This window comes from Pelomonas cellulosilytica (genome assembly GCF_021353265.1).
GTDB classification, from domain to species: Bacteria; Pseudomonadota; Gammaproteobacteria; order Burkholderiales; family Burkholderiaceae_C; genus Pelomonas; species Pelomonas cellulosilytica.
On sequence record NZ_JAJTWU010000003.1, the window covers coordinates 656,362 to 678,064 of the forward strand.

A 21,703-nucleotide genomic window follows, 5' to 3' on the forward strand; every position below is an offset into this window, starting at 1 on the left:
ACGCCGCCCCGCCCTGGCGGGGGGCGTCTTTCAGGCGCCGTGTGAAAAAAGGATTCAAGTCAATCCGTCGTGCCGACGATAAGCATCCCAACGGGTTCGCGATTCATTCGAGGACTACGTACCAGACGCCCTCGTCAACGAAAGGATTGAGTCATGCCCCAGATCATCAACACCAACCTCGCCTCGCTGAACGCACAGCGCAACACGGCGATGTCCCAGTCGTCCCTGCAGGTGTCCATGCAGCGCCTGTCGTCGGGCCTGCGCGTCAACTCCGCCAAGGACGACGCCGCCGGCCTGGCCATCGCCGAGCGCATGAACGCCCAGGTGCGGGGCTCTCAGGTCGCCATCCGCAATGCCAACGACGGTATCTCGCTGGCACAGACTGCTGAAGGCGCGCTGTCCAAGGTGGGCGACGCGCTGCAGCGCATGCGCGAGCTGGCGGTGCAGTCGCGAAACGCCACCAATACCAGTGCCGACAAGGACTCGCTCGACAAGGAGTTCGGCGAACTCGCCAAGGAAATCCAGCGCGTGCTGGCCGGCACCACCTTCAACGGCAAGGCGGTGCTGGCCACCGAGTCGGGCACTCAGACCTTCCAGGTCGGCGCCAACACGACGGCCAATGACCGCATCGACATCGTCACGAGCAACATGACGACGACGACCGAGATCACCACCGTCGCTGGCAGCGACAACACCGGCACGGGCCGCGCCGTCATCGACAACACGGCGGATGGCGCCTCGATTGACGCCGTCATCTCCAACATCGACACCGCGCTGGACAAGGTCAACGGCGAACGCGCGACGCTGGGCGCCTCGCAGAACCGGTTCGACGCCGTCATCTCCAACCTGCAGGTCGCTGTGGAGAACCAGAGCGCGTCGCGAAGCCGCATCATGGACGCGGACTTTGCCCAGGAAACCGCCAACCTGAGCAGAGCACAGATCCTGCAGCAGGCCGGCAACACGATGGTGGCGCAGGCCAACCAGCTGCCGCAACAAGTGCTGGCGCTGCTGCGCAGCTGAGTTCGACGACACTGGGGCAGGCGTCGCCCGCGGTCCGGCCCGGCCGGCACCGCGGCGGCGGCCAAAGCGCCAGCAGAGCAACAGATTGGACGTGGTTTGAGGTCTTGATCGGCCTTTTGGCCCCGCATCGCATCCGCAGAATTCGGTCCATCGAGTCTGGCTTTGAGCCGGCTCGGCGACTGACCCCAGGAGTGCGCGATGCCCCAGACCATCAACACCAACATCAACTCGCTGAACGCTCAGCGCAATCTGAATGCCTCGCAGAGTTCGCTCGCGACGTCGATGCAGCGCCTGTCGTCCGGCCTGCGGGTGAATTCCGCCAAGGACGACGCGGCGGGCCTGGCCATTGCCGAGCGAATGAACACGCAGGTCCGCGGCATGAACGTCGCGATCCGCAACGCCAACGACGGCATCTCCCTGGCGCAGACCGCGGAAGGCGCGCTAGGCAAGATCGGCGACAACCTGCAGCGGATGCGGGAGCTGACGGTGCAGGCGCGCAACGCCACCAACAGCAGTTCCGACAAGGACTCGCTGAACAAGGAATTCGAGCAGCTCGGCTCGGAAATCTGGCGGATCATCAACGCCACGACCTTCAACAGCAAACCGATCCTGGCCGACACGGCAGGGGTGGGGGCCGGCACGGGGCAGACGTTCCAGATTGGCGCCAACACGACGGCCAACGACTCCATCACGGTGACGGCGCTGGACCTGACGCAGGACACGACCGTCACGAAACTGCTCGGCAGTGGCACGGTGCCCTTCCCCGCGCTGATCGACAACTCGGCCGACTTCGCCGCGCTGGGTACCGTTATCGACGATATCGACACGGCGCTGAACACCGTCAACAACACCCGGGCCACCTACGGCGCCATCCAGTCGCGCTTTGACGCTGTCATCTCCAACCTGCAGGTGGCCGTGGAGAACCAGACTTCCGCCCGCAGCCGCATCATGGATGCCGACTTCGCACAGGAAACGGCCAATATGAGCCGCGCCCAGATCCTGCAGCAGGCGGGCAACGCCATGGTGGCCCAAGCCAACCAGTTGCCGCAGCAGGTCCTGTCGCTGCTGCGGAACGGCTGAGGAAATTTTTAGCCAAAGCCCTAAAGTCCACGCAAACCCGGCCGATATCGCCTTGGCATATCGGCCTTTTTTGCATTGCTGAGCCATGGCCACCATTTCATCTCTCGGTATCGGAAGCGGTCTCGACGTCGAATCGGTCATCACCAAACTGATGTCCGTCGAGCAGCAGCCGATCAATGACATCGCCCAGAAGACCGACGGCCTCAAGACCAAGCTGTCGACCTACGGCCAGATCCAGAGCTCGCTGTCGGCCCTGCGCGACGCCGCGTCCAAGCTGACCAGCCCCGACACCTGGGCTGGCGCAAAGGTTTCCTCCAGCGACGCCACGGCCCTCACGGCCGTCGCGTCGTCCGGCGCCGCCATCGGCAGCGTTTCCATCAGCGTCAGCCAGCTGGCGGCCGCGCAGACGCTGGCGTCCTCCACGTTCTCCAGCCCCACGGCCAGCATTGGCCAGGGTTCGCTGACGATCGAGTTGGGCAGTTGGTCGACCGACGCGAACTCGGGCACCACCAGCTTCACGAGCAAGCCCAGCACCACGCCGGTGACCATCGCCATCGCGCCGGGGCAGGACCAGCTCACGCAGATCCGCGACAAGATCAATGCGGCGGGCGCCGGCGTCACGGCAGCCGTCGTCACCGATGCGACGGGCTCGCGGCTGACGCTGACGTCCCGCACCAGCGGTGAAAGCAATGCCTTCCGCGTGACCGTCAACGATGCCGACGGCAATGGCGGCGATGCCTCCGGGCTGTCGCAGCTCGCCTACGACCCCAGCACATCGGTCAGCCAGATGTCGCTGTCGCTGCCAGCCGCCAACGCGCGGGCCATCCTGAACGGCTTGCCGATCAGCTCCGAGACGAATTCGCTGACCTCCGCCATCGACGGGCTGAACATCACGCTGCTGCGGACCATCCCGCCCTCGCAGGCCGTCATGCTGAGCGTGACGCAGGATGCCGATGCCATCAAGAAGGCCGTCACCGACTTCACGACCGCCTACAACGCCGTCAACCAGCTGCTGCGGGCCCAGACCAAGTACGACTCCTCCAGCAAGACGGCCGCGCCGCTGCAGGGCGACTCCACGGCCGTCGGCCTGAACAACCGGCTGCGCGGCATCGTCGGCGGCTCCACGTCGATGAGCACGACGCTGCATCGGCTGGCCGACATCGGCCTCGCACCGGGCTCCGACGGCAATCTGCCCACCACGGGCGCCAAGCTCGACGGCGCGCTGACCAATCTGACCGACCTGAAGGCCTTCTTTATGGGCGTGGACAGCAACGACGGCAGCAACAGCGGCTTTGCGACGCAGATCCGCAGCCTGGTGGACCAGGCGCTGAGCGTGGACGGCAGCGTGTCCTCCCGCCAGAAGGGCCTGCAGGCCGAGATCGACAGCAACAACAAGCGCGTGGATTCACTCAACGACCGGGCTGCCTCCACAGAGAAGCGGCTGCGCGCGCAGTACTCGGCGCTGGACACCAAGATGAGCCAGTACAGCAGCCTGTCCAACTACCTCACCCAGCAGCTCGCCGCACTGAACAAGTGAGCCTGGCGTCACGATGAGAAGGCGGCCCGCGAGGCCGCCTTTTCGTTGTCTGGTCGAGACAAATAAGCGCACAGTTCCGTCGTGTTCCGCGGCAAGGCGGCTCAAGTCCGGCGGGCGGAGGCCGAAAAAACATTCAACAACGACGATGCCTCCGGCCCACCCCATGTACGGCAACATGACCTCCCCCTTCGCAGCCCGCAACCAGCGCGCCACCCTCTATGCCAAGGTTGGCCTGGAGACGGACGTGCAGGCCGCCAGCCCGCACCGTCTCGTGGCCATGCTGTTCGACGGCGTGTTCGACGCGATGGCTCAGGCCAGCGCCGCCATCCAGGCGCAGAACGTGGAGCTCAAGGGGCGGGCACTGACCCGCGCGGTGCGCATCCTGGACGAAGGCCTGCGTGCCGGCCTGGATCTGTCCGCCGGCCAACTGGCCACTGACCTGCGCGAGCTCTACGGCTACGTGTGCATGCGGCTGACGCAGGCCAACCTGCGCAGCGACCTGACCGCCATCGAGGAATGCCAGCGTCTGCTGACGCCCGTGCGCGAGGCGTGGACCGCCATCGCCGGCACGCCGGCCGCCCAGGGCGACGGCGCGAGGCGAGCCGCGTGAGGCGCCGTCACTCCTTTGCAGATTCACCCGGTGACCCCGCAATGAACTCCGAACTGCTGAACTACTACGAGGCCATCGAGCAGGCCAGCGCCGACATGCTGACAGCCGCTCGCACGGGCAACTGGGACGAAGTCGTCAAGCTTGAAGGCGCCTGCGTGCTGCTGATCTCGCAGCTGAAGGCCGCCGCGCACCAGAACCATCTGGCACCCGGCGAGTCGCAGCTGAAGACGCGCATCATGCAGCGCATCCTGCTCAATGACGCCGAGATCCGCCACCTCGCCGAGCCCTGGCTGGAAGACCTGGACCATGTGCTGAAGGGCAAGAGCCGGCTGGTGCATTGAGCCCCTCGCCCGGTCCCCGAGGGGACGGCGATGCAAGCGGCATAGAGTCGCTCGCACTTCGCTCAGGCCGGGCCCGGCGCCCGGCCCCCAAGCGTGATGCGTTCACGCGCCGAGCCCCTGCCTCGCGACTACCATCTCCGGCATGACCGCCCCCGAAGCCGCTCCCGAGGAATTCCGCGTCGCAGCGCCGGCGGAGATCGCGGCCTACCTGCAACAACTGCAGCGTGAGGGAGCGACAGTACTGCTCAACGGGCCGCCTGGCCAGAGTCTGGCCAGCCGCATCACCGCGCTGGACGCCGCCTCGAACGTGCTGGGCCTGGAGATCGGTGCCGACCCCGACGGGATCAGCCAATCCCTGGTGGCCAGCGCCGAGATCACGGCCGTGGCCTACATCGGCGCCATCAAACTGCAGTTCGAGCTGGAGGGTGCCGTCCTCGTCAGCGGCGAGCAGGGTGCCGTGCTGCGCACGGGCCTGCCCGAGCGGCTCTATCGCTTCCAGCGCCGCCACGCGTTCCGTGTGCAGCCGGCCGGCAGCGTCTACCCGCGCGTCGTGCTGCCCGGGCCGGTCGACCAGCCCGGGCGCGCGCTGCGCGTGCTGGACATCAGCATCGGCGGCCTGGCGCTGGCGCTGCCGGCCGACGTGTCGCCGCTGCCCGACGGGCGCACCAGCGAAGGCCTGGTGCTGGAGCTCGACCGCATGACCGCGCTGCGCATCGCGCTGCTGCCCCACCACACCAGCCCGATCGCGGGTGACCCGCACGGCATGCGCCAGCTGGGCTGTGCCTTCGTCGATCTCGACGCCGCGGCCAGCCGCTCGCTGCAGGTCTACGTCGACCAAACGCAGAAGCGCCGCCGTCTGCTGAAGCTCGACGCATGAGGCGACGCCGCGGCTTCACGCTCATCGAGGCCGCCTTCACGTTGGCCGTGATCGCCATCATCCTGGCCGCGGCCGTGCCCAGCTATGCCAGCTACATCGCGCGGCAGCGCCTGCGCCACGTCGCCGAGCTGCTGGAGATGGACCTGCGCCGCGCCCGCACCTCGAGCGTGGACGAGCGGCGCAATATCCACGTCACCTTCAACAGCGGCCCGCAGTGGTGCTGGGGCGTCAGCCGCCAGGCGCCCTGCGACTGCGCCACCGGCTTGCCGCGCTGCGAGCTGGGCAGCGTGTCATTTCGCGACCACAAGGGCACGCTGCTGCAGTCCGGCCAGGCCATCACCTTCGAAGCCGGCCTGGGACGCGCGATGGGCTGGACGCGCATCGGCCTGTCCAACGACCACAACCAGCAGCTCCACATCGACCTGAACCCGCTGGGCCGCCCGGCCATCTGCGGCGCGGACGCGCGCAAGGGCAGCTGCTGAGGGCGCCGTGACGCCCGTCAGCGGCGCAACTGCAGCGACTTCAGCCCCCGGTAGAGGGGTGCTTCGATCCACGGCGGGTCCGCCTCGGCCAGTGCGAGTTGCGGCCAGCGCCGGACCAGCGCACCGAGCGCGCACTCGGCCTCCATCATCATGAGACCGGCGCCGATGCAGACATGGGGGCCCGTGCCGAACGACAGCGGCATGCCGAGCTTGCGGTCCAGCACGAGGTGATCCGCGCCGTCGTAGCGCGCCGGATCGCGATTGGCCGCGCCGATGAGCGGCAACACGAGGTCACCACGCCGGATGTCCGCGCCGAACAGCTGGAAGTCGCAGTTGGCGCGGCGGCCGGTGTACTGCACCGGGCTGTCCCAGCGCAGCAGCTCACGCACCGCGGAGCCGAGCAGCACAGGCTCCTGCAGCGCCTGCCACCGGCCGCGTTCGCCGAGCAGCCAGTACACGGCGGTGCCCAGCAGATGTCGCGTCGTCTCGTGTCCGGCGAACAGCAGCATTGCGCACTGGGCCAGCAATTCCGCACGGCCTTCGACAAGGCCGTCAGCCTCGGCCGTCGCCAGGCCCGCAATCAGGCCGTCCTCGTCGAGGTCCTTCTCCCGGATGCAGCGGTCGATCTCGTCGCTCATGGCGACGAGGCTCGCATGCGCGGCCAGCGTTTCGTCCATCGTCGGTGCCACGGAACCCAGGAATGTGGCCAGCTGCTGCGACCAAGCGAGGAACCGGCCCTCATCCGTCACGCGCAGCCCCAGGAATCGAGACATCACGCGGCTGGGCAGGGGCATCGCGAACCGCTGGATGAAGTCGAACGACGTGGTGCCCGGCAGATCCCGCTCGATGTCGTCGATCAGCCCGTCGACGACATCGCGGACCTGTCCGCGCATCGCCTCGATCCGGGCGGGCCGAAACGCATGCTGCATCGCTGCACGCAGACGGGGGTGGGCCGGCTTGTCGACGAACAGCATGGCGCGAGCGAACAGCCGTTGCATGTCCGTCAAGCGGCGCCGGTCCGGGCTGCCGCGCAGCGCATTACGCATGACCCATCCCCCCGTGCGCTGTGCTGACAATCGCGCGTCCTTCAGCGCAGCCTGCACACCGTCGAACGTGGTCAGCAGCCAGGCGCCGCCGAACGCGTCCGGCGCCCAGTGGATAGGGCCGCGGTCACGCAGCGCACGGTACTGTGCGTACGGATCGCCGCGGAATACGCCTGTCGCCACAGGTGCCTGCTGGGTGAGTTCGTGAGGAATGGTCTCGTCTCCGGGCGCCGCGGCCCGGGTGCCCAGGGAACGATCGGGGCGCCCCGGCGGCGCGGGCCGGGCGGCATGTTACGGCCCCCACTCCGGGAGCCGCGCCGGCGACGCCGTCAGATCTGCATGTTCATGATCTCGGAGTACGCCGAGACCAGCCGATTCCTCACCTGCAACGTCGCCTGGAAGCCGATCTGCGCCTTCTGCATGGCGACCATCGTCTCCTCGAGGCTGACGGTGGGGTTGTCCAGTTGCACCTCGCGCTGCAGGCGAGAGGCCTCGTTCTGCTGGGCGCTGACGTTCTTCAGCGCCTGCGTCATCGCATCGCCGAAGCTGGCGCCTGACGTGGCGGCCGGCTTCACCGACAGCGGCTGGCCATTGACCGCCAGGCCCGCGCGGGCAGCGGCCTGGGCGAAGTCGAAGGGGCGCAGCTTCATGTCCATGGGACGGCACTTTGGCAGCAAGCCCCTCGCGCGAAGGGCCGAGATGCGGCGCCCGCGTCGGCTACTTCGGCGCTTTCTTGAGGGGGCCGCCACGAATAATTTGCGCCATCGCCGGACTCCCCGGCCCCGCTGCCTGACCCTGCCCCGATGGACAACGCCCTGAGCGCCCCCGCTGCCGCCGCCCCCGTGGTGCTGACCCCGGTCGACGCCGGGCCACCCAACTTCGTCCAGCGCCTGAACGGCCTGCCGCTGCGCAGCAAGCTGACGATGGGCGCCGGCCTGCTGGCGCTGGCCGGCGCCGTGCTGGCCATAACACTGTGGTCGTCCCAGGGAGACTACCGGCCGCTGTTCAGCGGCCTGGCCGACAAGGACGGCGGCGCCGTCATCGGCCAGCTGTCGGCGATGAACGTGCCCTACAAGCACGAGGCCGGAGGCACCATCCTCGTGCCGGCCGGCCAGGTCTACGAGCTGCGCATGAAGCTGGCGGCGCAAGGCCTGCCCAAGGGCGGCAACGGCAATGCGGTGGGCTTCGAGCTGATGGACAAGTCCAGCATCGGGCAGACGCAGTTCGCCGAACGGCTGAACTTCCAGCGCGGCCTGGAAGGCGAACTGGCCCGCACGATCGCCGCCATGTCCGATGTGGCCGACGCCCGCGTGCACCTGGCCATTCCGCAGCAGAACGGCTTCTTCCGCGAGCAGCAGAAGCCCAGCGCGAGCGTCTTCCTGACGCTGCGCGGCGGCCGGGCGCTGGACCGCAACCAGATCGCCGGCATCGTGCACCTCGTGTCCAATGCCGTGCCCGAGCTGTCAACCAAAGCCGTCAGCGTGCTGGACCAGACCGGCGCGCTGATCTCGCAGGCCGGGGCCGACGCGGCGACCGGTCTGGACAGCCAGCAGCTGCAGTACAAGCAGCAGGTCGAGGCCGGTTTCAACAAGCGCATCTTCGAGCTGCTGGAGCCCGTGGTGGGCCGCGACAACCTGCGTGCCACCGTCACCGCCGACGTGGACTTCTCGCAGACCGAGGCCACCGCCGAAGAGTACCGCCCCAACCAGGGCGCCAACACCCAGGCCGCCGTACGCTCCAACCAGACCAGCGAGAGCACCAACGCCAACGCCACGCCACCCACCGGCGTGCCGGGCGCGGCCACCAATCAGCCGCCCGTGCCGGCCACGGCGCCCATCAACGGCGCAAGCGCCCCGCTGCAGCCCACGCAAGGCGGCGCCGGGACGAACAGCAGCCGCCGCGAGCAGGTCACGAACTACGAGCTGGACAAGACCGTGCGCGTCACGCGCGGCGCTGTCGGCAACGTCAAGCGGCTGAACGCGGCCATCGTCGTCAACCACCGCACGGTCACCGACAGCAAGGGCAAGACGACGCAGCAGCCCGTCCCGGCCGAAGAGATCGAACGCCTGACCGACCTCGTGAAGGAGGCCATGGGCTTCAACGCCGAACGCGGCGACTCGGTCAAGGTCGTCAGCGCACCGTTCGTCGGCGACAAGACCGAGCCGGGCGACCTGCCGATCTGGAAGCAGCCGTGGCTGCTGGACCTCGCCCGCAGCGCCATCGTGCCGCTGGCCTTCGTCGCCATCGCGCTGATCGCCGTCTTCGGCATGATCCGCCCGGCCATCAAGGCGGCCGCCCCGCTGCCGCCGGAAGAGAAGCCCGAGACGGTCGACGAGATCGTCGACGACACCGAGCTGCTGCCCACCGCAAACGGCATGCCCAAGCTGGAGGCCCCGTTGCACAACGAAAAGCTCGACCGCGCCCGCGCGCTGGCGCGCGAGAATCCGGTGGCTGTCGCCAACATCGTGCGCGACTGGATGGCCGGCCAGACCGCATGAACATGAGCCCCTCGCCCAACCTCGCATCGCTGAACGCGAGCTTCGTGCGCATCGCCAAGCGGGCCGGCTTGGGAGCGGCCCGGCGCTCGACCCGCAAGCGCGGACACTACGCTCCGGGCAGTTGAGGTTTGAACATGGACGACAAGGGCATCGAGAGCGCCGCAATACTGTTGATGTCGCTGGGCGAGGAAGAGGCCAGCGAGGTCTTCAAGCACCTGTCGCCCAAGGAAGTGCAGGCGCTCGGCGAGACCATCGCCAAGCTCAAGGTCATCAAGCGCGCGCAGGTGGAGGAGGTGCTGGAGAAGTTCGACACCCTCGCCGACACCCACCACACGCTCGTCACGGACACCGACGAGTACGTCCGCGCCGTGCTGCGCAAGGCGCTCGGTGAGGACAAGGCCAACCTGCTGCTGGACCGCATCCTGCAGGGCAGCGACGTATCGTCCATCGAGAGCCTGAAGTGGATGGACGCCGCCAGCGTGGGTGAACTGCTGCGCAACGAGCACCCGCAGATCATCGCGGCCATCCTGGCTCACCTGGACTTCGACCAGACTAGCCAGGTGCTCAAGACCTTCACCGAGCGCGGCCGCAACGAGGTGCTGATCCGCATCGCCACGCTGGACGGCATCCAGCCGACGGCGCTAAAGGACTTGAACGAGGTCATGAGCCAGATCCTGGCCGGCGGCGAGCGCATGAAGAAGAGCTCGCTGGGCGGCGCCAAGACAGCTGCCGAGATCATCAACATGATGGGCTCGAGCGTCGAGGCATCGGTGCTGGACTACATCCGCGAGGCGGATGCCGACCTGGCCCAGAAGATCATGGACAACATGTTCACGTTCGACGACCTGAACAAGATCGACGACAAGGGCATCCAGGCGGTGCTGAAGGAAGTGCAGAGCGAGAGCCTCATCGTCGCGCTCAAGGGCGCCAGCGCCGACCTGCGCGAGAAGGTCTTCCGCAACATGTCCAGCCGCGCCGCCGAGACGCTGCGCGAGGACCTCGACACCCGTGGCCCGGTGCGGCTGTCCGAGGTGGAGGCCGAGCAGAAGGAAATGCTGAAGATCGTCCGCCGCCTCGTCGACGAAGGTCAGATCGTGCTGGCCGGTGGCGGCGATGATCAGTTCGTCTGACCCCGACCCGCGCTGAGCCATGGCCTCCCGTCCCCCACCCCGCCAAGTCCCCCCCCCCGAGCGCCGGGAGGGCGACCGCCGCGGCAGCTATGCCCGCTTCATCCCCGGCGAGGAATTGCAGGGCGCGCGCTCCTGGAGCCTGGACAACTTGGGCGGCAACACCGCGGCCTCGCCGTTTGCCCCCACCAAGCCGGCCGCGCCGCCCGCCCCCGCCGAACCGCCGCCGCCGCCCGAACCGGACATCCACGAGCTGCTGCATACCGCACGGCAAGGCGGCTACCAGGACGGCTATCGCGATGGCATGGCCGCGCTGGACGCCTTCAAGCAGAGCTTCGCGCAGCAGATCAGCGCCCAGGTCGGCCAGCTCGTGAAGAGCTTCGACGCCGAGATGCAGGCGTTGGAAGGCGACATGGCGCAGTCGGTGGCGCGCATCGCCGTCGAACTGGCCCGTCAGGTCGTGCGCAGCGAACTCGAACAACGCCCCGAGCTGATCGCGCGCGTGGCGCACGATGCCGTCGAGGCACTGCAACTTTCCGCCCGCCACGTGCGCGTGCGCGTGCATCCGGACGACTTCCCGCTCGTGCAGGACGGCGCCGGCAACGAGCTGCAGGCCCGCGAGGCGCAGCTCATTCCCGATGCCGAGGTGGCGCGCGGTGGCGTGAAGGTGGACGCCGACATCGCCAGCGTCGACGCGACGATCGCGACGCGCTGGCAGCAGGCGGTGTCCTCCATCGGCCAGCAGTCCATCTGGGAAGACCGCCGCGGAGCCGACGGTGACGACGACTGAGCGCACCGACCGCTGGCATCGCTACCTCGCCGACCTGGAAGCGCTGGCCGGCAACGTCGCGCCGCTCGAATCGCAGGGCAAGCTCGTGCGCGTGGCCGGTCTCGTGCTGGAGGCCACCGGCATCAAGGTGCCGATGGGCTCGGTGTGCCGCATCCAGATGCCCAGCTCCGGCAACAGCCCGCGCCGCGGCCTGGCACCGGTCAACGCCGAGGTCGTCGGCTTCTCGGGCGACCGCGCCTACCTGATGCCCACCGACGAGGTGCAGGGCCTGTCCAGCGGCGCCACCGTCGTGCCGCGTCACCTGCCGCCGCTGGCGCCACAGCTCGGGGCTCCGCTTCACCCGTGGCGGCGCGGCGAGGACCGCGGCCTGCACCTGCCGATGGGCGACGGCCTGCTGGGCCGCGTCGTGGACCCGCACGGCCACCCGCTGGACCGCGGCGGCGACCTCGCCAACATCCACAACGAGCCCATGGTGCGCCGGCCCATCAACGCGATGGACCGCGACCCGGTGCGCACGCCGCTGGACACTGGCGTGCGCGCCATCAACGCGCTGCTGACCGTCGGCCGCGGCCAACGCCTGGGCCTGTTCGCCGGTACCGGCGTCGGCAAGTCGGTGCTGCTGGGCATGATGGCCCGCTACACGCAGGCGGACGTCATCGTCGTCGGGCTCATCGGCGAGCGCGGCCGCGAAGTGAAGGAGTTCATCGAGGACATCCTCGGCGAGCAGGGCCTCAAGCGCAGCGTCGTCGTGGCCGCGCCGGCCGACGCGCCGCCGCTCATGCGCATGCAGGGCGCGCATTACGCGACCGCCATCGCCGAGCACTTCCGCGACCAGGGCCGCCACGTGCTGCTGCTGATGGACAGCCTCACCCGCTACGCGATGGCGCAACGCGAGATCGCGCTGGCCATTGGCGAGCCGCCGGCCACCAAGGGCTACCCGCCCAGCTGCTTCGCCAAGCTGCCGCAGCTCGTGGAGCGCAGCGGCAACGGGTTGCCGGGCGAAGGCTCCATCACTGCGTTCTACACCGTCCTGACGGAAGGTGACGACCCGCAGGACCCGATCGCCGATGCGGCGCGCGGCATCCTGGACGGCCACATCGTGCTGAGCCGCGAGCTGGCCGAGTCGGGCCACTATCCGGCCATCGACATCGAGCGCTCCATCTCCCGGGTGATGACCAGTGTTGCACCCCAAAACCAGGTCGATTCCGCGCGTCGTTTCCGCCAGCTTCTGGCGAAATACAACAAGGCCCGCGACCTGATCCAGCTCGGCGCCTACGCCCCGGGCGCGGACCCCGAGCTGGATCTGGCCGTTCGCCTGCATGCCGACATGACGCGGCTACTGCAGCAGGACATGCACAGCCCGGCACTTCTTCACGCCAGCGTCAGCCAGTTGCAGGCCGTGGTCCAGGGCGCCTAAACCTCCGGTCGGCGCCTGCCGATATCGATAAAGCGTCGGACCGCACGGTCCGGTGCCGCGCTGGAGTTGTTTGAATGAGTGCATCCGCCACCGACACGCTGGGCCTTTTGCTGGAACGCGCCGAGGGCGAACGTGACGCCGCCGCGCGCGCGCTGCATGCCGCCGGCCAGCAGGCTCAGGCCGCCCGCGCGCAACACGGCGAACTGGCCGGCTACCGGCAGGACTACCAGCAGCGCTGGACACAAAGCTTCGGACAGGCCACGACGATGGAAATCGTCGGCTGCTACCGCAGCTTCGGCCAACGGCTGGACCAGGCGGTCGACGCCCAGGGCAACGTGGCCCAGTACGCCGACCAGCGGCAGGTCCGGGCGCGGGAGGCGTTGCGCGAGGCCGAGATGCGCGTGGCCGCGCTGCGCCAGCTCATCGCCCGCCGCCGGGCCGAGGCCACCAAGGCTGATCAACGCCGCGAGCAGCGCGCTGCCGACGAATTCGCTGCGCGCGCCCACCTGCGCCGCGTCGCCCACCTCTGAACCGACCATGCTCAGCAGCGCCCAGACCATCGCCCCCAAGCCGGCCGCACTGCCGCCGGCTCCCCAGCCCGCGGCCAGCCCGTCCAGTGGTCCGAGCTTCTCGCAGTTCCTGACCGGGCAGCCAGCGCCGCAGGCCGCCCCGCCCACCCCGCCGGCGCCGGCCCCGGCACCCCGCGCTGACGCCTCTTCCGAGGCCTCCGGAAACAAGCCGCCTGCAACCAGCACGCATCGCGACGCTCCGCCCAAGGCCACAGCCCCGGCGCCGCGCCGCCCAGCGGACGCGCCGCCGCAGGGCAAGGTTGCAGGCGACAAGAACGGCAAGGCGGACAAGACTGACAAGAGCCAGACCAGCGACGCTGCCGCCACGGACCCGGCCGCAGCCGATGCCGACGACGACAAAGACGTTGCACCTCAGCTCCAGGAATTCACGCAGCTGCTCGGCATGACGCCGCAGGCACCGTCAGACACCGCGGCCCGACCCGAGGCTCGCCTGGGCCACACGGCGAAGAACAACCCCACGGAGGACGACAGCGCGCGCACCGTCACGGGCGGACGCGCCACGGCCCGCCCGGGCAGCCCTGAGTCCCGGACCGAAGCCCCGATCGAGCCCACGACTGCGACGCCAGCCCAAGCCGCGGAGGCCCGCGCAGAGCGCGCCACCACGCAGGCCAGCGCCATCACCGCCGCGCCACTGGCGGCCGCACCCGACTCCCGCCCCGGCACCGACACGGTGGCGCCGGCCGCGAGCTTCGCCGCCACGCTGGCCCACGCGCTGCCTGCGCAGGTCGTCGCCCCCCAGGCCGACGCCACGGCGACGCCGGCCCCTGTCCAGGCATCGCTGCACAGCGCGGCCTTCGCGCCGGAGCTCGGCACGCGCGTCAGCCTGATGGCGGTGGACGGCGTGCAGCACGCCGAACTGCAGCTCAACCCGGCCGAGATGGGGCCCGTGGCCGTGCAGATCACCGTCGACGGCAGCCAGGCCCAGGTGTCCTTCCATGCGGCGCACGCCGAGACGCGCCAGGTGCTGGAGCAGAGCCTGCCCGACCTCGCCGCAGCGCTGCAGGGCCAGGGGCTGACGCTGTCGGGTGGCGGCGTCTTCCAGCAGGCGCGGCGCGACGCGGACGGCATGCGCCAGGGTGCTGACGACAACAAAACCGGCACGCGCAGTGGCGGCGGCGGTGGCGATCGTCTCGGCGCCACGGCCAGCATCGGCACACCAGCGGCCCGGCGAACCGTGGGCCTGCTCGACACCTTCGCCTAGACGGGAAATAGCCACGCCTGGCGCGTCCTAATCCACGCTTGCCGCCAGGGGGGCGGGTCAATAATCGAACGCAAAGTGACCCTTGCCATGGGTCGCTGACGTCCAAGGAGTTCTCATGGCGACTGCGCCAGCTGCCGATGCCGCCGCCCCCGTCAAGGGCGGCAACAAGAAGAAGCTGATCATCATCATTGCGGCCGTGCTGCTGCTGGTGCTGATCGGCGGCGGCGCCGCGCTCATGCTGCTGAAGAAGAAACCAGCCGCAGAGGACGGCGAGGACGGCGCCGACGCCGTGGAAGCCGCGCCCAAGCCCAAGGCTCACGCCAAGAACGAACACCCGCCCACCTTCGTGCCGCTGGACCCGTTCACCGTGAACCTGGCCGACAAGGACGTGGACCGTTTTGCGCAGATCGGCGTCACGCTGCAGGTCGAGGACCCGAAGTTCGCCGACCAGATCAAGGCCTACATGCCGGCCATCCGTTCCAACGTGCTGATGGTGCTGGCGCACAAGACGGCCGTCGAGCTTCTGACCCGCGAGGGCAAGGAAAAGCTGGCCAAGGAAATCATGCGCGAGTCGGTCCGGCCCATGGGCATCGAACTCGACGACGACGAGGAAGAACCCACCGACCCGCCCAAGAAAAAGAAGAAGAAAAAGGCCCACGTCGAGAGCCCGGTGACCCAGGTCCTCTTCTCCAACTTCATCGTGCAATAAGCGCAAATGAATCAGCAGATTCTTTCGCAAGACGAAGTCGATGCACTGCTCCAGGGCATCACCGGCGAGAGCCAGAAGCTCGAGCAGGAAGAGGAGCAGGTCGGCGGCATTCGCGAATACAACATCGCGAGCCAGGAACGGATCGTCCGTGGGCGCATGCCCACGATGGAGATCATCAACGAACGCTTCGCGCGCAACATCCGCGTGGGGATGTTCAACTTCATCCGCAAGAGCCCCGAAGTCGCCATCGGTGGCATCAAGGTGCAGAAGTACAGCGCCTTCCTGCGCGAGATCGTCGTCCCGACCAACTTCAACATCGTCTCCGTCAAGCCGCTGCGCGGCAGCGGGCTGATCGTCTGCGACCCGACGCTGGTCTTCGCCGTCATCGACAGCCTGTTCGGCGGCATCGGCAAGTTCCACGCACGCATCGAGGGCCGCGACTTCTCGCCCACCGAGCAGCGCGTCATCACGCGCATCGTCGAGGTCATCCTGGCCGAGTACCACAAGGCGTGGAAAGGCATCTATCCGCTGGAGCTGGAGTACCAGCGCTCGGAGATGCAGCCGCAGTTCGCCAATATCGCCACGCCCAGCGAGATCGTCGTGTCGACCTCCTTCACGCTGGAGATCGGCGAGACCAGCGGCACGATCTATTTCTGCATCCCGTACTCCACGCTGGAGCCCATCCGCGACGTGCTGTATTCGACGACGGTCGGCGACTCCTCCGAGCCTGACCGCCGCTGGATCAACCTGCTGAAGACGCAGATCCAGGCCGCCGAGGTGGAACTGGTGGCCGAGCTCGGCACCGCACCGGCGACGATGGAGCAGCTGCTGGCCTTCAAGCCGGGCGACTTCATCGAGCTGGACCTGGACCCGATGATCCAGACCAAGGTCGACGGCGTGCCCGTCTTCCAATGCCACTACGGCACGTCCAACGGTCGCTACGCCCTCAAAGTCGACAAGATGCTGACCAGTTCGCAGGAGAGCTGGCTGGGAGCCAAACATGAGTCCTGATTCACCCAGCCAAGAAGAACAGGACGCGATGGCGGCCGAATGGGCCGCCGCGCTGGCCGAGGCCTCCGCGGCCACGCCATCGGCGTCCGAGGTCGTGGCCGAAGTGCCCGAGCAGGTGTCCACGCCGAGCTTCGCCAACTTCACGCCGACGACCGCGGGCGGCCCGGCCGGCGACATCAACATGATCCTGGACATCCCCGTCCAGCTGACCGTCGAGCTCGGCCGCACGCGCATCCCGATCAAGAACATCCTGCAGCTGGCCCAGGGCTCCGTCGTGGAACTGGACGCGCTGGCCGGCGAACCGATGGACGTGCTCGTCAACGGCTACCTGATCGCCCAGGGCGAGGTGGTGGTGGTGAACGACAAGTTCGGCATCCGGCTGACCGACATCGTCACGCCGTCCGAGCGCATGCGGCGCCTGTCGAAAGGCGGCTGAACAGCCCACCCCTTTGCGGCGCCGCTGGGACCCTCAAGGGGGTGCCGATGGCGCCCCGGCAAAGCCGGTTCCGCGGCGGCTGATAGAAGGCGCCGTGCCTGCGGCGGCGGCAATCGCCTGACTAGGCAGTGACTGCCCGCCTATTTGGCGGCTTCGACAGCTCAAGTCGCCCCACAGAATGCCGAGGCATGAATGCTTCCGGCCTGCTCCCATTTCTCTGGTTCCTCGGCATCGTCGCGCTGATTCCCGTCGCGCTGTGGCTGCTCAAGCGCACGCCGATGGGCGGTGCGGCTGCCGCTGGCGTGCTGCGCGTCGTCGCGCAGCTGCCGACCGCGCCCAACCAGCGGCTGCTGGTCGTTGAGGTTGGCCAGGGCGATGACCGCCGCTGGCTGGTGCTCGGCGCCACGGCGCAGAACATCAACACGCTGCATGTGATGGCGCCACAGGCCGAGCCGCCAGCGCCCGCATCCTTCGCCAAGCTGCTGAACCGGGAGCGTGGCCATGAGGCGTAAGGCCTTCATCGGCGCCACGCTGCTGCTGGCTGCCGGCGGCGCCCTCGCCCAGGCCCAGACGCCACCAGCCACGCTGCCGCTGCTCGTCGGCCAGGGCGCCGGCGGCAGCTACTCGGTGCCCATCCAGACGCTGCTGTTCTTCACGGCGCTGGGCTTTCTGCCGGCGGTCATCCTGATGATGACGGCGTTCACCCGCATCGCCATCGTGCTGAGCCTGATGCGCCAGGCGCTGGGCACGCAGGCCGCGCCACCCAACCAGGTCATCGTGGGCCTGAGCCTGTTCCTGACCTTCTTCGTCATGAGCCCGACGCTAGACAAGGTCTACAGCGACGCGTGGCAGCCCTACAGCGCCGGCCAGATCCAGTTCGACGAGGCGCTGAGCCGGGCCGAGGTGCCGATGCGCGGCTTCATGCTGAAGCAGACGCGCCAGGCCGACGTGGCGCTGTTCTCCAAGCTCGCCAAGGTGGATGCCAGCGTGAAGCCGGAGAACGTGCCCTTCAAGGTGCTGGTGCCGGCCTTCGTCACCAGCGAGCTGAAAAGCGCCTTCCAGATCGCCTTCCTCGTGTTCATCCCCTTCCTCGTCATCGACATGATCGTGGCAAGCGTGCTGATGAGCCTGGGGATGATGATGCTGTCGCCGGTGCTCGTCGCCCTGCCCTTCAAGCTGATGCTGTTCGTGCTGGCGGACGGCTGGAACCTCCTGCTCGGCTCGCTCGCCGCGAGCTTCGTGACCTGACTGCAAGATTGCCATGGACGCCCAACAAGTCTTCACCTTCGGCCAGCAAGGCCTCTACATGCTGATGCTGGTGGCCGCACCCATCCTGATCGTGGTGCTGCTCGTCGGCGTCGTGATCAGCGTGATTCAGGCTGCGACGCAGATCAACGAGGCGACGCTGTCCTTCGTGCCGAAGGTGGTCGCCGCCGTGCTGACGCTGGCCGTGGCCGGACCGTGGATGTTGACGACGCTGGTGGAGTACATCCAGCGGACGCTGCAGGCGATTCCGTCGGTGGTGGGCTGAGGCTTCGGGGGATTCGCGATGGCGGTGTCTCGTTGGCCAGCCTCGGCCGGGAATCCCTCCCGGCCGCAGGCTCCCGGCACGGCCCTGCCCAGCCCGCCGAAACAACGACGGAGCGTCTGAACCCGCCATGTTCTCCGTCACCGAAGCCCAGCTCCTCGCCTGGCTGAATCCGCTGCTGTGGCCCTTCATCCGCACGCTGGCGCTGTTCGCCGGCATGCCTACCTTCAGTCAGCGCAACGTGCCGTTGCGGCTGCGCGTCGGCCTGAGCCTCTTCATCGCTGTCGCCGCCCAGCCGTCGCTGCCGGACATCCCGCCGACGCCGCTGGACTCGCTCCCCGCCCTCACGCTGCTCATCGCCCAGCAACTGCTGATCGGCCTGGCCATGGGCTTCGCCGTTCGCATCGTCTTCGCCGCGCTGGAGTTCGCCGGCGAGATCATCGGCTTGCAGATGGGCCTGAACTTCGCCGGCTTCTTCGACCCCGGCACCGGCGCCCAGGGCACGGCCAGCGCGCGCTTCTTCGGCAGCATGGTGGCCTTCCTGTTCATCGCGATCAACGGCCACCTGCTGCTCATCAACGCGCTGATCCAGAGCTTTCACGCGTTTCCGGTCGGCGCCGAGCCCTTCGCCTTCCTGCGCGTGGCCATGCCCCAGCAATGGGGCGCGGAGATCTTCAGCATCGGCCTGTGGATCGCGTTGCCGCTCATCACGATGCTGATGTTCGTCAACCTCGTGATGGGCGTCATTTCGCGCGTCGCCCCGCAGATCGGCGTCTTCTCCGTCGGTTTCCCGCTGACCGTCAGCATCGGCCTCATCGGCATGGTGGCCACGCTGCCGCTGATGCAGACGCCCTTCATGGTGGCGCTGGAGCGGCTGCTGGCCGCCTTCAGCTGAAAGCCTTCCTCAGGCCTCCCGCAATGCGGTCGTCACCGGCAGCGACGCTGCCCGTACCGCCGGGAAGAGCCCGCCGACGAAGCCGATGGCCAGCGCCCACTTGATGCCTTCCCACAGAAGCTGCGGCGACACCGCGAGGTTGAAGCTCAGCTTGCCCACCGAGCCTGCCGCCATCGTGGATGCCTCGAAGCCGTTGAACACCAGGTAGGCCAGGCCACCGCCAATCACCCCGCCGACAAGCGCCAGCAGCGTTGTCTCCAGCATCACGGCGATGACGACCGGCAGGCCGCGGAAGCCGATGGCACGCAGCGTGGCGATCTCCCGTGCCCGGGTGGCGACGGCAGCGAACATCGTGTTGAGCGCGCCGAACACCGCGCCCACGGCCATGATCGCGCCGACGGTGATGCCGATGATGCGCAAGATCTGCGTCATCCGCTCACTCTGCTTGGCGAAGAACTCCACCGTCGTCATCGCCTTGACCTTGAGCTGCGGGTTGTTCTCCAGCGACTCGCCGAAGGCCTTGATCGCCGCCGGGTTCTCGAGCTTCACGGTGGCGGAGTTGGCGCCGTTGCCGCGCCGGTAGGCGTCGTTGACCATCGTCGCGTCGCCCCACAGCTCGGATTCCATCGCGTCGCCCGACGCAAAGATGCCCACCACCGTCCACGGCTGGTTGCCCAGCTTCATCGTGGCACCGACCTGCAACCCGTCGAACTGCCGCAACGCGCCCTTGCCAACGATGAGCTCGCGCAGACCCGGCTGGAAACTCTTGCCCTGGACGATCTTCACGTTGGGCCGCACGGCGAAGGCGGCTTCGCTGACGCCACGTACCTGGGCGCTGGCCTGGTCGTCCGTCTTGCTGCCCTTGACCGGCAGGTTGGCGGCCACGACCGTCTCGGCCGACAGGATGGCTTCGCCTTTGGCGTTGCGCGCCACGCCCGGCGCTTGCGAGATCTGCACGAGGTCGTCGCGCGTCAGTGACGACGACACCTCGTTGGCCGAGGCGCCGCGCATGACGATGGCCGTATCCAGGCTGCCGGAGTTGCGTAGCGTCTGCCCGTAGCCCTCCGCCATGGCCAGCAGCGACACCAGCACGCCCACGACACCGGCGATGCCGACAACGATGACGGCCGACGAGCCGAGTCGCTGCGTCAGCGTGCTGATGCCCACCGCCGCGACCGAACGGGTCTGCATGCCACTGCGGAAGACGAACATCCACAGCGCCAGCAAAGCAGCCAGGATCAAGGCCCCCTGCCAGGGCAGCACCACCCACACGGCCAGCAGGATGAACAGCAGCAGGACGAGTCCGAGGTTCTTCAGGAACTTCATGGTCAAGCCCTCCCGGCCAGAGCATCGGTGATGTTGACGCGCATCGCGCGCAGCGCCGGGGCGGCACCCACGGCCAGACCGAAGACGAGAGCCAGGCCCACGCCGGTCATCCAGCTGCCCAGGCCCGCGGCTGGCAGGTTCAGCACGCCACCGCTGCCGGCGCTAACCGCCGGGCCGATGACGCTGGCCAGCAGCAGTCCGATCGCGCCGCCTATGAGCAGCAGCAGCACGGCTTCGGCCAGCACCATGCCCAGCACGCTGCCACCCGGGAAGCCCAGTGTCTTCAGCACCGCGATCTCGCCGGTGCGCTCACGGACCGCCTGCATCATCGTGTTACCGGCCAGCAGCAGCAGCGTGAAGAACACGGCGCCCATGATGGACGTGACGATGAGGTTGATGTCCGCCACCTGCTTCATCCAGCCGGACATTGCGGCGGCCTCGGTCTGCGTGCGGGTCTCGTGGTCGGAGTTGGCGGAGATCTCGTCAATCGCCTTGAGCACGCGGTCGGCCTGGTTCACGTCCTTCACGCGCGTCACGTACCAGCCGACCTGGCCGTTGTTCCACGACGTCGTGTCGTCGAAGTACTTCCAGTTGAACAGGAACATCTGATCGAACCAGCCGTTGGACTTCTTGTCGGCGACATGGAGGATGCCGACGATCTGGAAGGACCAGTTCTGGCTGCCGTTGCGGTCCGGGTAGATGGTCGACTGCATCGGCACCTGATCGCCCAGCTTCCAGCCGAACTTCTTCGCCAGACCCTCGCCGACGATGGCGCCGTTCTTGGTCTCGGCAAACGCCTTGCGCTGCTCGGCCGAGACCTCCATCTCCGGATAGACGTCCAGATAATTGGGCGACACCGCGAAGCTGAACACCGCGTTCTCGGGCTTCTGGTAGGCGCCGCCAAACCAGTTGGCATAGGCCACGTCCTTGACGCCGTCGATGGCGGCAATGCGCGCGCCCAGCGACATCGGCAGAAGCTGAATGAAGCTCAGCCGCGAGTTCGTCTGCAGCCGCTGCGCGCCGTTGGCGCTCTTGCCGGCCTCGTCGAAGCCCACGCGCACGGCGTCCAGCAGCCCGAACAGCAGGAAGGCCGTGATGATGGACACGAGGGTCAGGATGGTCCGCAGCTTGCGCCTGAACAACGCCGCCCAGATCAGGTGGAGGTATTTCATGGTCGGGCTCCTT

At 68.0% G+C, this 21,703-nt stretch carries 25 protein-coding genes; 21 read left to right on the forward strand and 4 right to left on the reverse strand.

Annotated features, from left to right (window positions below):
- The first annotated feature begins 153 nt into the window (after positions 1 to 153).
- From LXT13_RS10450 to LXT13_RS10480, 7 genes are all read left to right on the forward strand, one after another.
- Positions 154 to 1,020: a flagellin N-terminal helical domain-containing protein gene (locus LXT13_RS10450; protein ID WP_233371856.1), complete on the forward strand. Its 867-nt coding sequence runs from the start codon at positions 154 to 156 to the stop codon at positions 1,018 to 1,020.
- 198 nt (positions 1,021 to 1,218) lie between these two features.
- Positions 1,219 to 2,100 (forward strand): flagellin N-terminal helical domain-containing protein, encoded by an 882-nt coding sequence (locus tag LXT13_RS10455; protein WP_233371857.1) that lies wholly within the window; start codon positions 1,219 to 1,221, stop codon positions 2,098 to 2,100.
- 85 nt (positions 2,101 to 2,185) lie between these two features.
- Complete coding sequence (gene fliD / locus LXT13_RS10460; RefSeq protein WP_233371858.1) at positions 2,186 to 3,637, forward strand: flagellar filament capping protein FliD; 1,452 nt, start codon at positions 2,186 to 2,188, stop codon at positions 3,635 to 3,637.
- A gap of 175 nt (positions 3,638 to 3,812) precedes the next feature.
- Complete coding sequence (fliS, locus tag LXT13_RS10465; protein WP_233371859.1) at positions 3,813 to 4,247, forward strand: flagellar export chaperone FliS; 435 nt, start codon at positions 3,813 to 3,815, stop codon at positions 4,245 to 4,247.
- 41 nt (positions 4,248 to 4,288) lie between these two features.
- Positions 4,289 to 4,588 (forward strand): flagellar protein FliT, encoded by a 300-nt coding sequence (locus LXT13_RS10470; RefSeq protein ID WP_233371860.1) that lies wholly within the window; start codon positions 4,289 to 4,291, stop codon positions 4,586 to 4,588.
- Between the two features lie 142 nt (positions 4,589 to 4,730).
- Positions 4,731 to 5,465: a flagellar brake protein gene (locus LXT13_RS10475; RefSeq protein ID WP_233371861.1), complete on the forward strand. Its 735-nt coding sequence runs from the start codon at positions 4,731 to 4,733 to the stop codon at positions 5,463 to 5,465.
- On the forward strand, positions 5,462 to 5,947 hold the full coding sequence (locus tag LXT13_RS10480) for a pilus assembly FimT family protein (protein ID WP_233371862.1): 486 nt from the start codon (positions 5,462 to 5,464) through the stop codon (positions 5,945 to 5,947). Before LXT13_RS10475 ends, LXT13_RS10480 begins: the two co-directional genes overlap by 4 nt.
- 17 nt (positions 5,948 to 5,964) lie before the next feature.
- Here the strand turns inward: LXT13_RS10480 and LXT13_RS10485 are convergent, their stop codons facing one another.
- Together LXT13_RS10485 and fliE are read right to left on the reverse strand one after the other, a co-directional pair.
- Complete coding sequence (locus LXT13_RS10485; protein WP_233371863.1) at positions 5,965 to 6,921, reverse strand: cytochrome P450; 957 nt, start codon at positions 6,919 to 6,921, stop codon at positions 5,965 to 5,967.
- Between the two features lie 398 nt (positions 6,922 to 7,319).
- Positions 7,320 to 7,646, reverse strand: a complete 327-nt coding sequence (fliE, locus tag LXT13_RS10490; RefSeq protein ID WP_233371864.1) for a flagellar hook-basal body complex protein FliE — start codon at positions 7,644 to 7,646, stop codon at positions 7,320 to 7,322.
- 147 nt (positions 7,647 to 7,793) lie between these two features.
- Between fliE and fliF the strand changes: the two genes are divergently transcribed.
- The 14 genes from fliF (at position 7,794) to fliR (ending at position 19,192) form a co-directional block, all read left to right on the forward strand.
- Positions 7,794 to 9,488, forward strand: a complete 1,695-nt coding sequence (gene fliF, locus LXT13_RS10495) for a flagellar basal-body MS-ring/collar protein FliF (RefSeq protein ID WP_233371865.1) — start codon at positions 7,794 to 7,796, stop codon at positions 9,486 to 9,488.
- Entirely contained in the window at positions 9,485 to 9,613 is a 129-nt protein-coding gene (locus tag LXT13_RS28455; protein ID WP_255719359.1) for a hypothetical protein, read from the forward strand. Before fliF ends, LXT13_RS28455 begins: the two co-directional genes overlap by 4 nt.
- A gap of 9 nt (positions 9,614 to 9,622) precedes the next feature.
- Positions 9,623 to 10,618, forward strand: a complete 996-nt coding sequence (gene fliG / locus LXT13_RS10500) for a flagellar motor switch protein FliG (RefSeq protein WP_233371866.1) — start codon at positions 9,623 to 9,625, stop codon at positions 10,616 to 10,618.
- Positions 10,619 to 10,637: 19 nt separating this feature from the next.
- Positions 10,638 to 11,405, forward strand: coding sequence for a FliH/SctL family protein (locus LXT13_RS10505; protein WP_233371867.1), 768 nt, complete (start codon positions 10,638 to 10,640; stop codon positions 11,403 to 11,405).
- Entirely contained in the window at positions 11,392 to 12,822 is a 1,431-nt protein-coding gene (gene fliI, locus LXT13_RS10510; RefSeq protein ID WP_233371868.1) for a flagellar protein export ATPase FliI, read from the forward strand. Before LXT13_RS10505 ends, fliI begins: the two co-directional genes overlap by 14 nt.
- A gap of 74 nt (positions 12,823 to 12,896) precedes the next feature.
- Complete coding sequence (fliJ, locus tag LXT13_RS10515) at positions 12,897 to 13,352, forward strand: flagellar export protein FliJ (RefSeq protein ID WP_233371869.1); 456 nt, start codon at positions 12,897 to 12,899, stop codon at positions 13,350 to 13,352.
- 7 nt (positions 13,353 to 13,359) lie between these two features.
- Positions 13,360 to 14,613 (forward strand): flagellar hook-length control protein FliK, encoded by a 1,254-nt coding sequence (locus LXT13_RS10520; protein ID WP_233371870.1) that lies wholly within the window; start codon positions 13,360 to 13,362, stop codon positions 14,611 to 14,613.
- A gap of 115 nt (positions 14,614 to 14,728) precedes the next feature.
- Positions 14,729 to 15,322, forward strand: a complete 594-nt coding sequence (locus LXT13_RS10525) for a flagellar basal body-associated FliL family protein (RefSeq protein ID WP_233371871.1) — start codon at positions 14,729 to 14,731, stop codon at positions 15,320 to 15,322.
- A 6-nt stretch (positions 15,323 to 15,328) separates the two neighbouring features.
- Positions 15,329 to 16,333: a flagellar motor switch protein FliM gene (gene fliM / locus LXT13_RS10530; protein WP_233371872.1), complete on the forward strand. Its 1,005-nt coding sequence runs from the start codon at positions 15,329 to 15,331 to the stop codon at positions 16,331 to 16,333.
- Positions 16,323 to 16,769: a flagellar motor switch protein FliN gene (fliN, locus tag LXT13_RS10535; RefSeq protein WP_233371873.1), complete on the forward strand. Its 447-nt coding sequence runs from the start codon at positions 16,323 to 16,325 to the stop codon at positions 16,767 to 16,769. Before fliM ends, fliN begins: the two co-directional genes overlap by 11 nt.
- A gap of 188 nt (positions 16,770 to 16,957) precedes the next feature.
- Positions 16,958 to 17,281, forward strand: a complete 324-nt coding sequence (locus LXT13_RS10540) for a FliO/MopB family protein (protein WP_233371874.1) — start codon at positions 16,958 to 16,960, stop codon at positions 17,279 to 17,281.
- A complete protein-coding gene (gene fliP / locus LXT13_RS10545; protein ID WP_233371875.1) occupies positions 17,271 to 18,017 on the forward strand; it encodes a flagellar type III secretion system pore protein FliP in 747 nt (248 codons plus the stop codon). The genes LXT13_RS10540 and fliP overlap by 11 nt, the downstream gene beginning before the upstream one ends.
- A gap of 13 nt (positions 18,018 to 18,030) precedes the next feature.
- On the forward strand, positions 18,031 to 18,300 hold the full coding sequence (gene fliQ, locus LXT13_RS10550; RefSeq protein ID WP_233371876.1) for a flagellar biosynthesis protein FliQ: 270 nt from the start codon (positions 18,031 to 18,033) through the stop codon (positions 18,298 to 18,300).
- Positions 18,301 to 18,427: 127 nt separating this feature from the next.
- Positions 18,428 to 19,192: a flagellar biosynthetic protein FliR gene (gene fliR / locus LXT13_RS10555; protein ID WP_233371877.1), complete on the forward strand. Its 765-nt coding sequence runs from the start codon at positions 18,428 to 18,430 to the stop codon at positions 19,190 to 19,192.
- A gap of 9 nt (positions 19,193 to 19,201) precedes the next feature.
- Here the strand turns inward: fliR and LXT13_RS10560 are convergent, their stop codons facing one another.
- Together LXT13_RS10560 and LXT13_RS10565 are read right to left on the reverse strand one after the other, a co-directional pair.
- Positions 19,202 to 20,518 (reverse strand): ABC transporter permease, encoded by a 1,317-nt coding sequence (locus LXT13_RS10560; RefSeq protein WP_233371878.1) that lies wholly within the window; start codon positions 20,516 to 20,518, stop codon positions 19,202 to 19,204.
- Positions 20,519 to 20,520: 2 nt separating this feature from the next.
- Complete coding sequence (locus tag LXT13_RS10565) at positions 20,521 to 21,690, reverse strand: ABC transporter permease (RefSeq protein ID WP_233371879.1); 1,170 nt, start codon at positions 21,688 to 21,690, stop codon at positions 20,521 to 20,523.
- Between the last annotated feature and the right edge of the window lie 13 nt (positions 21,691 to 21,703).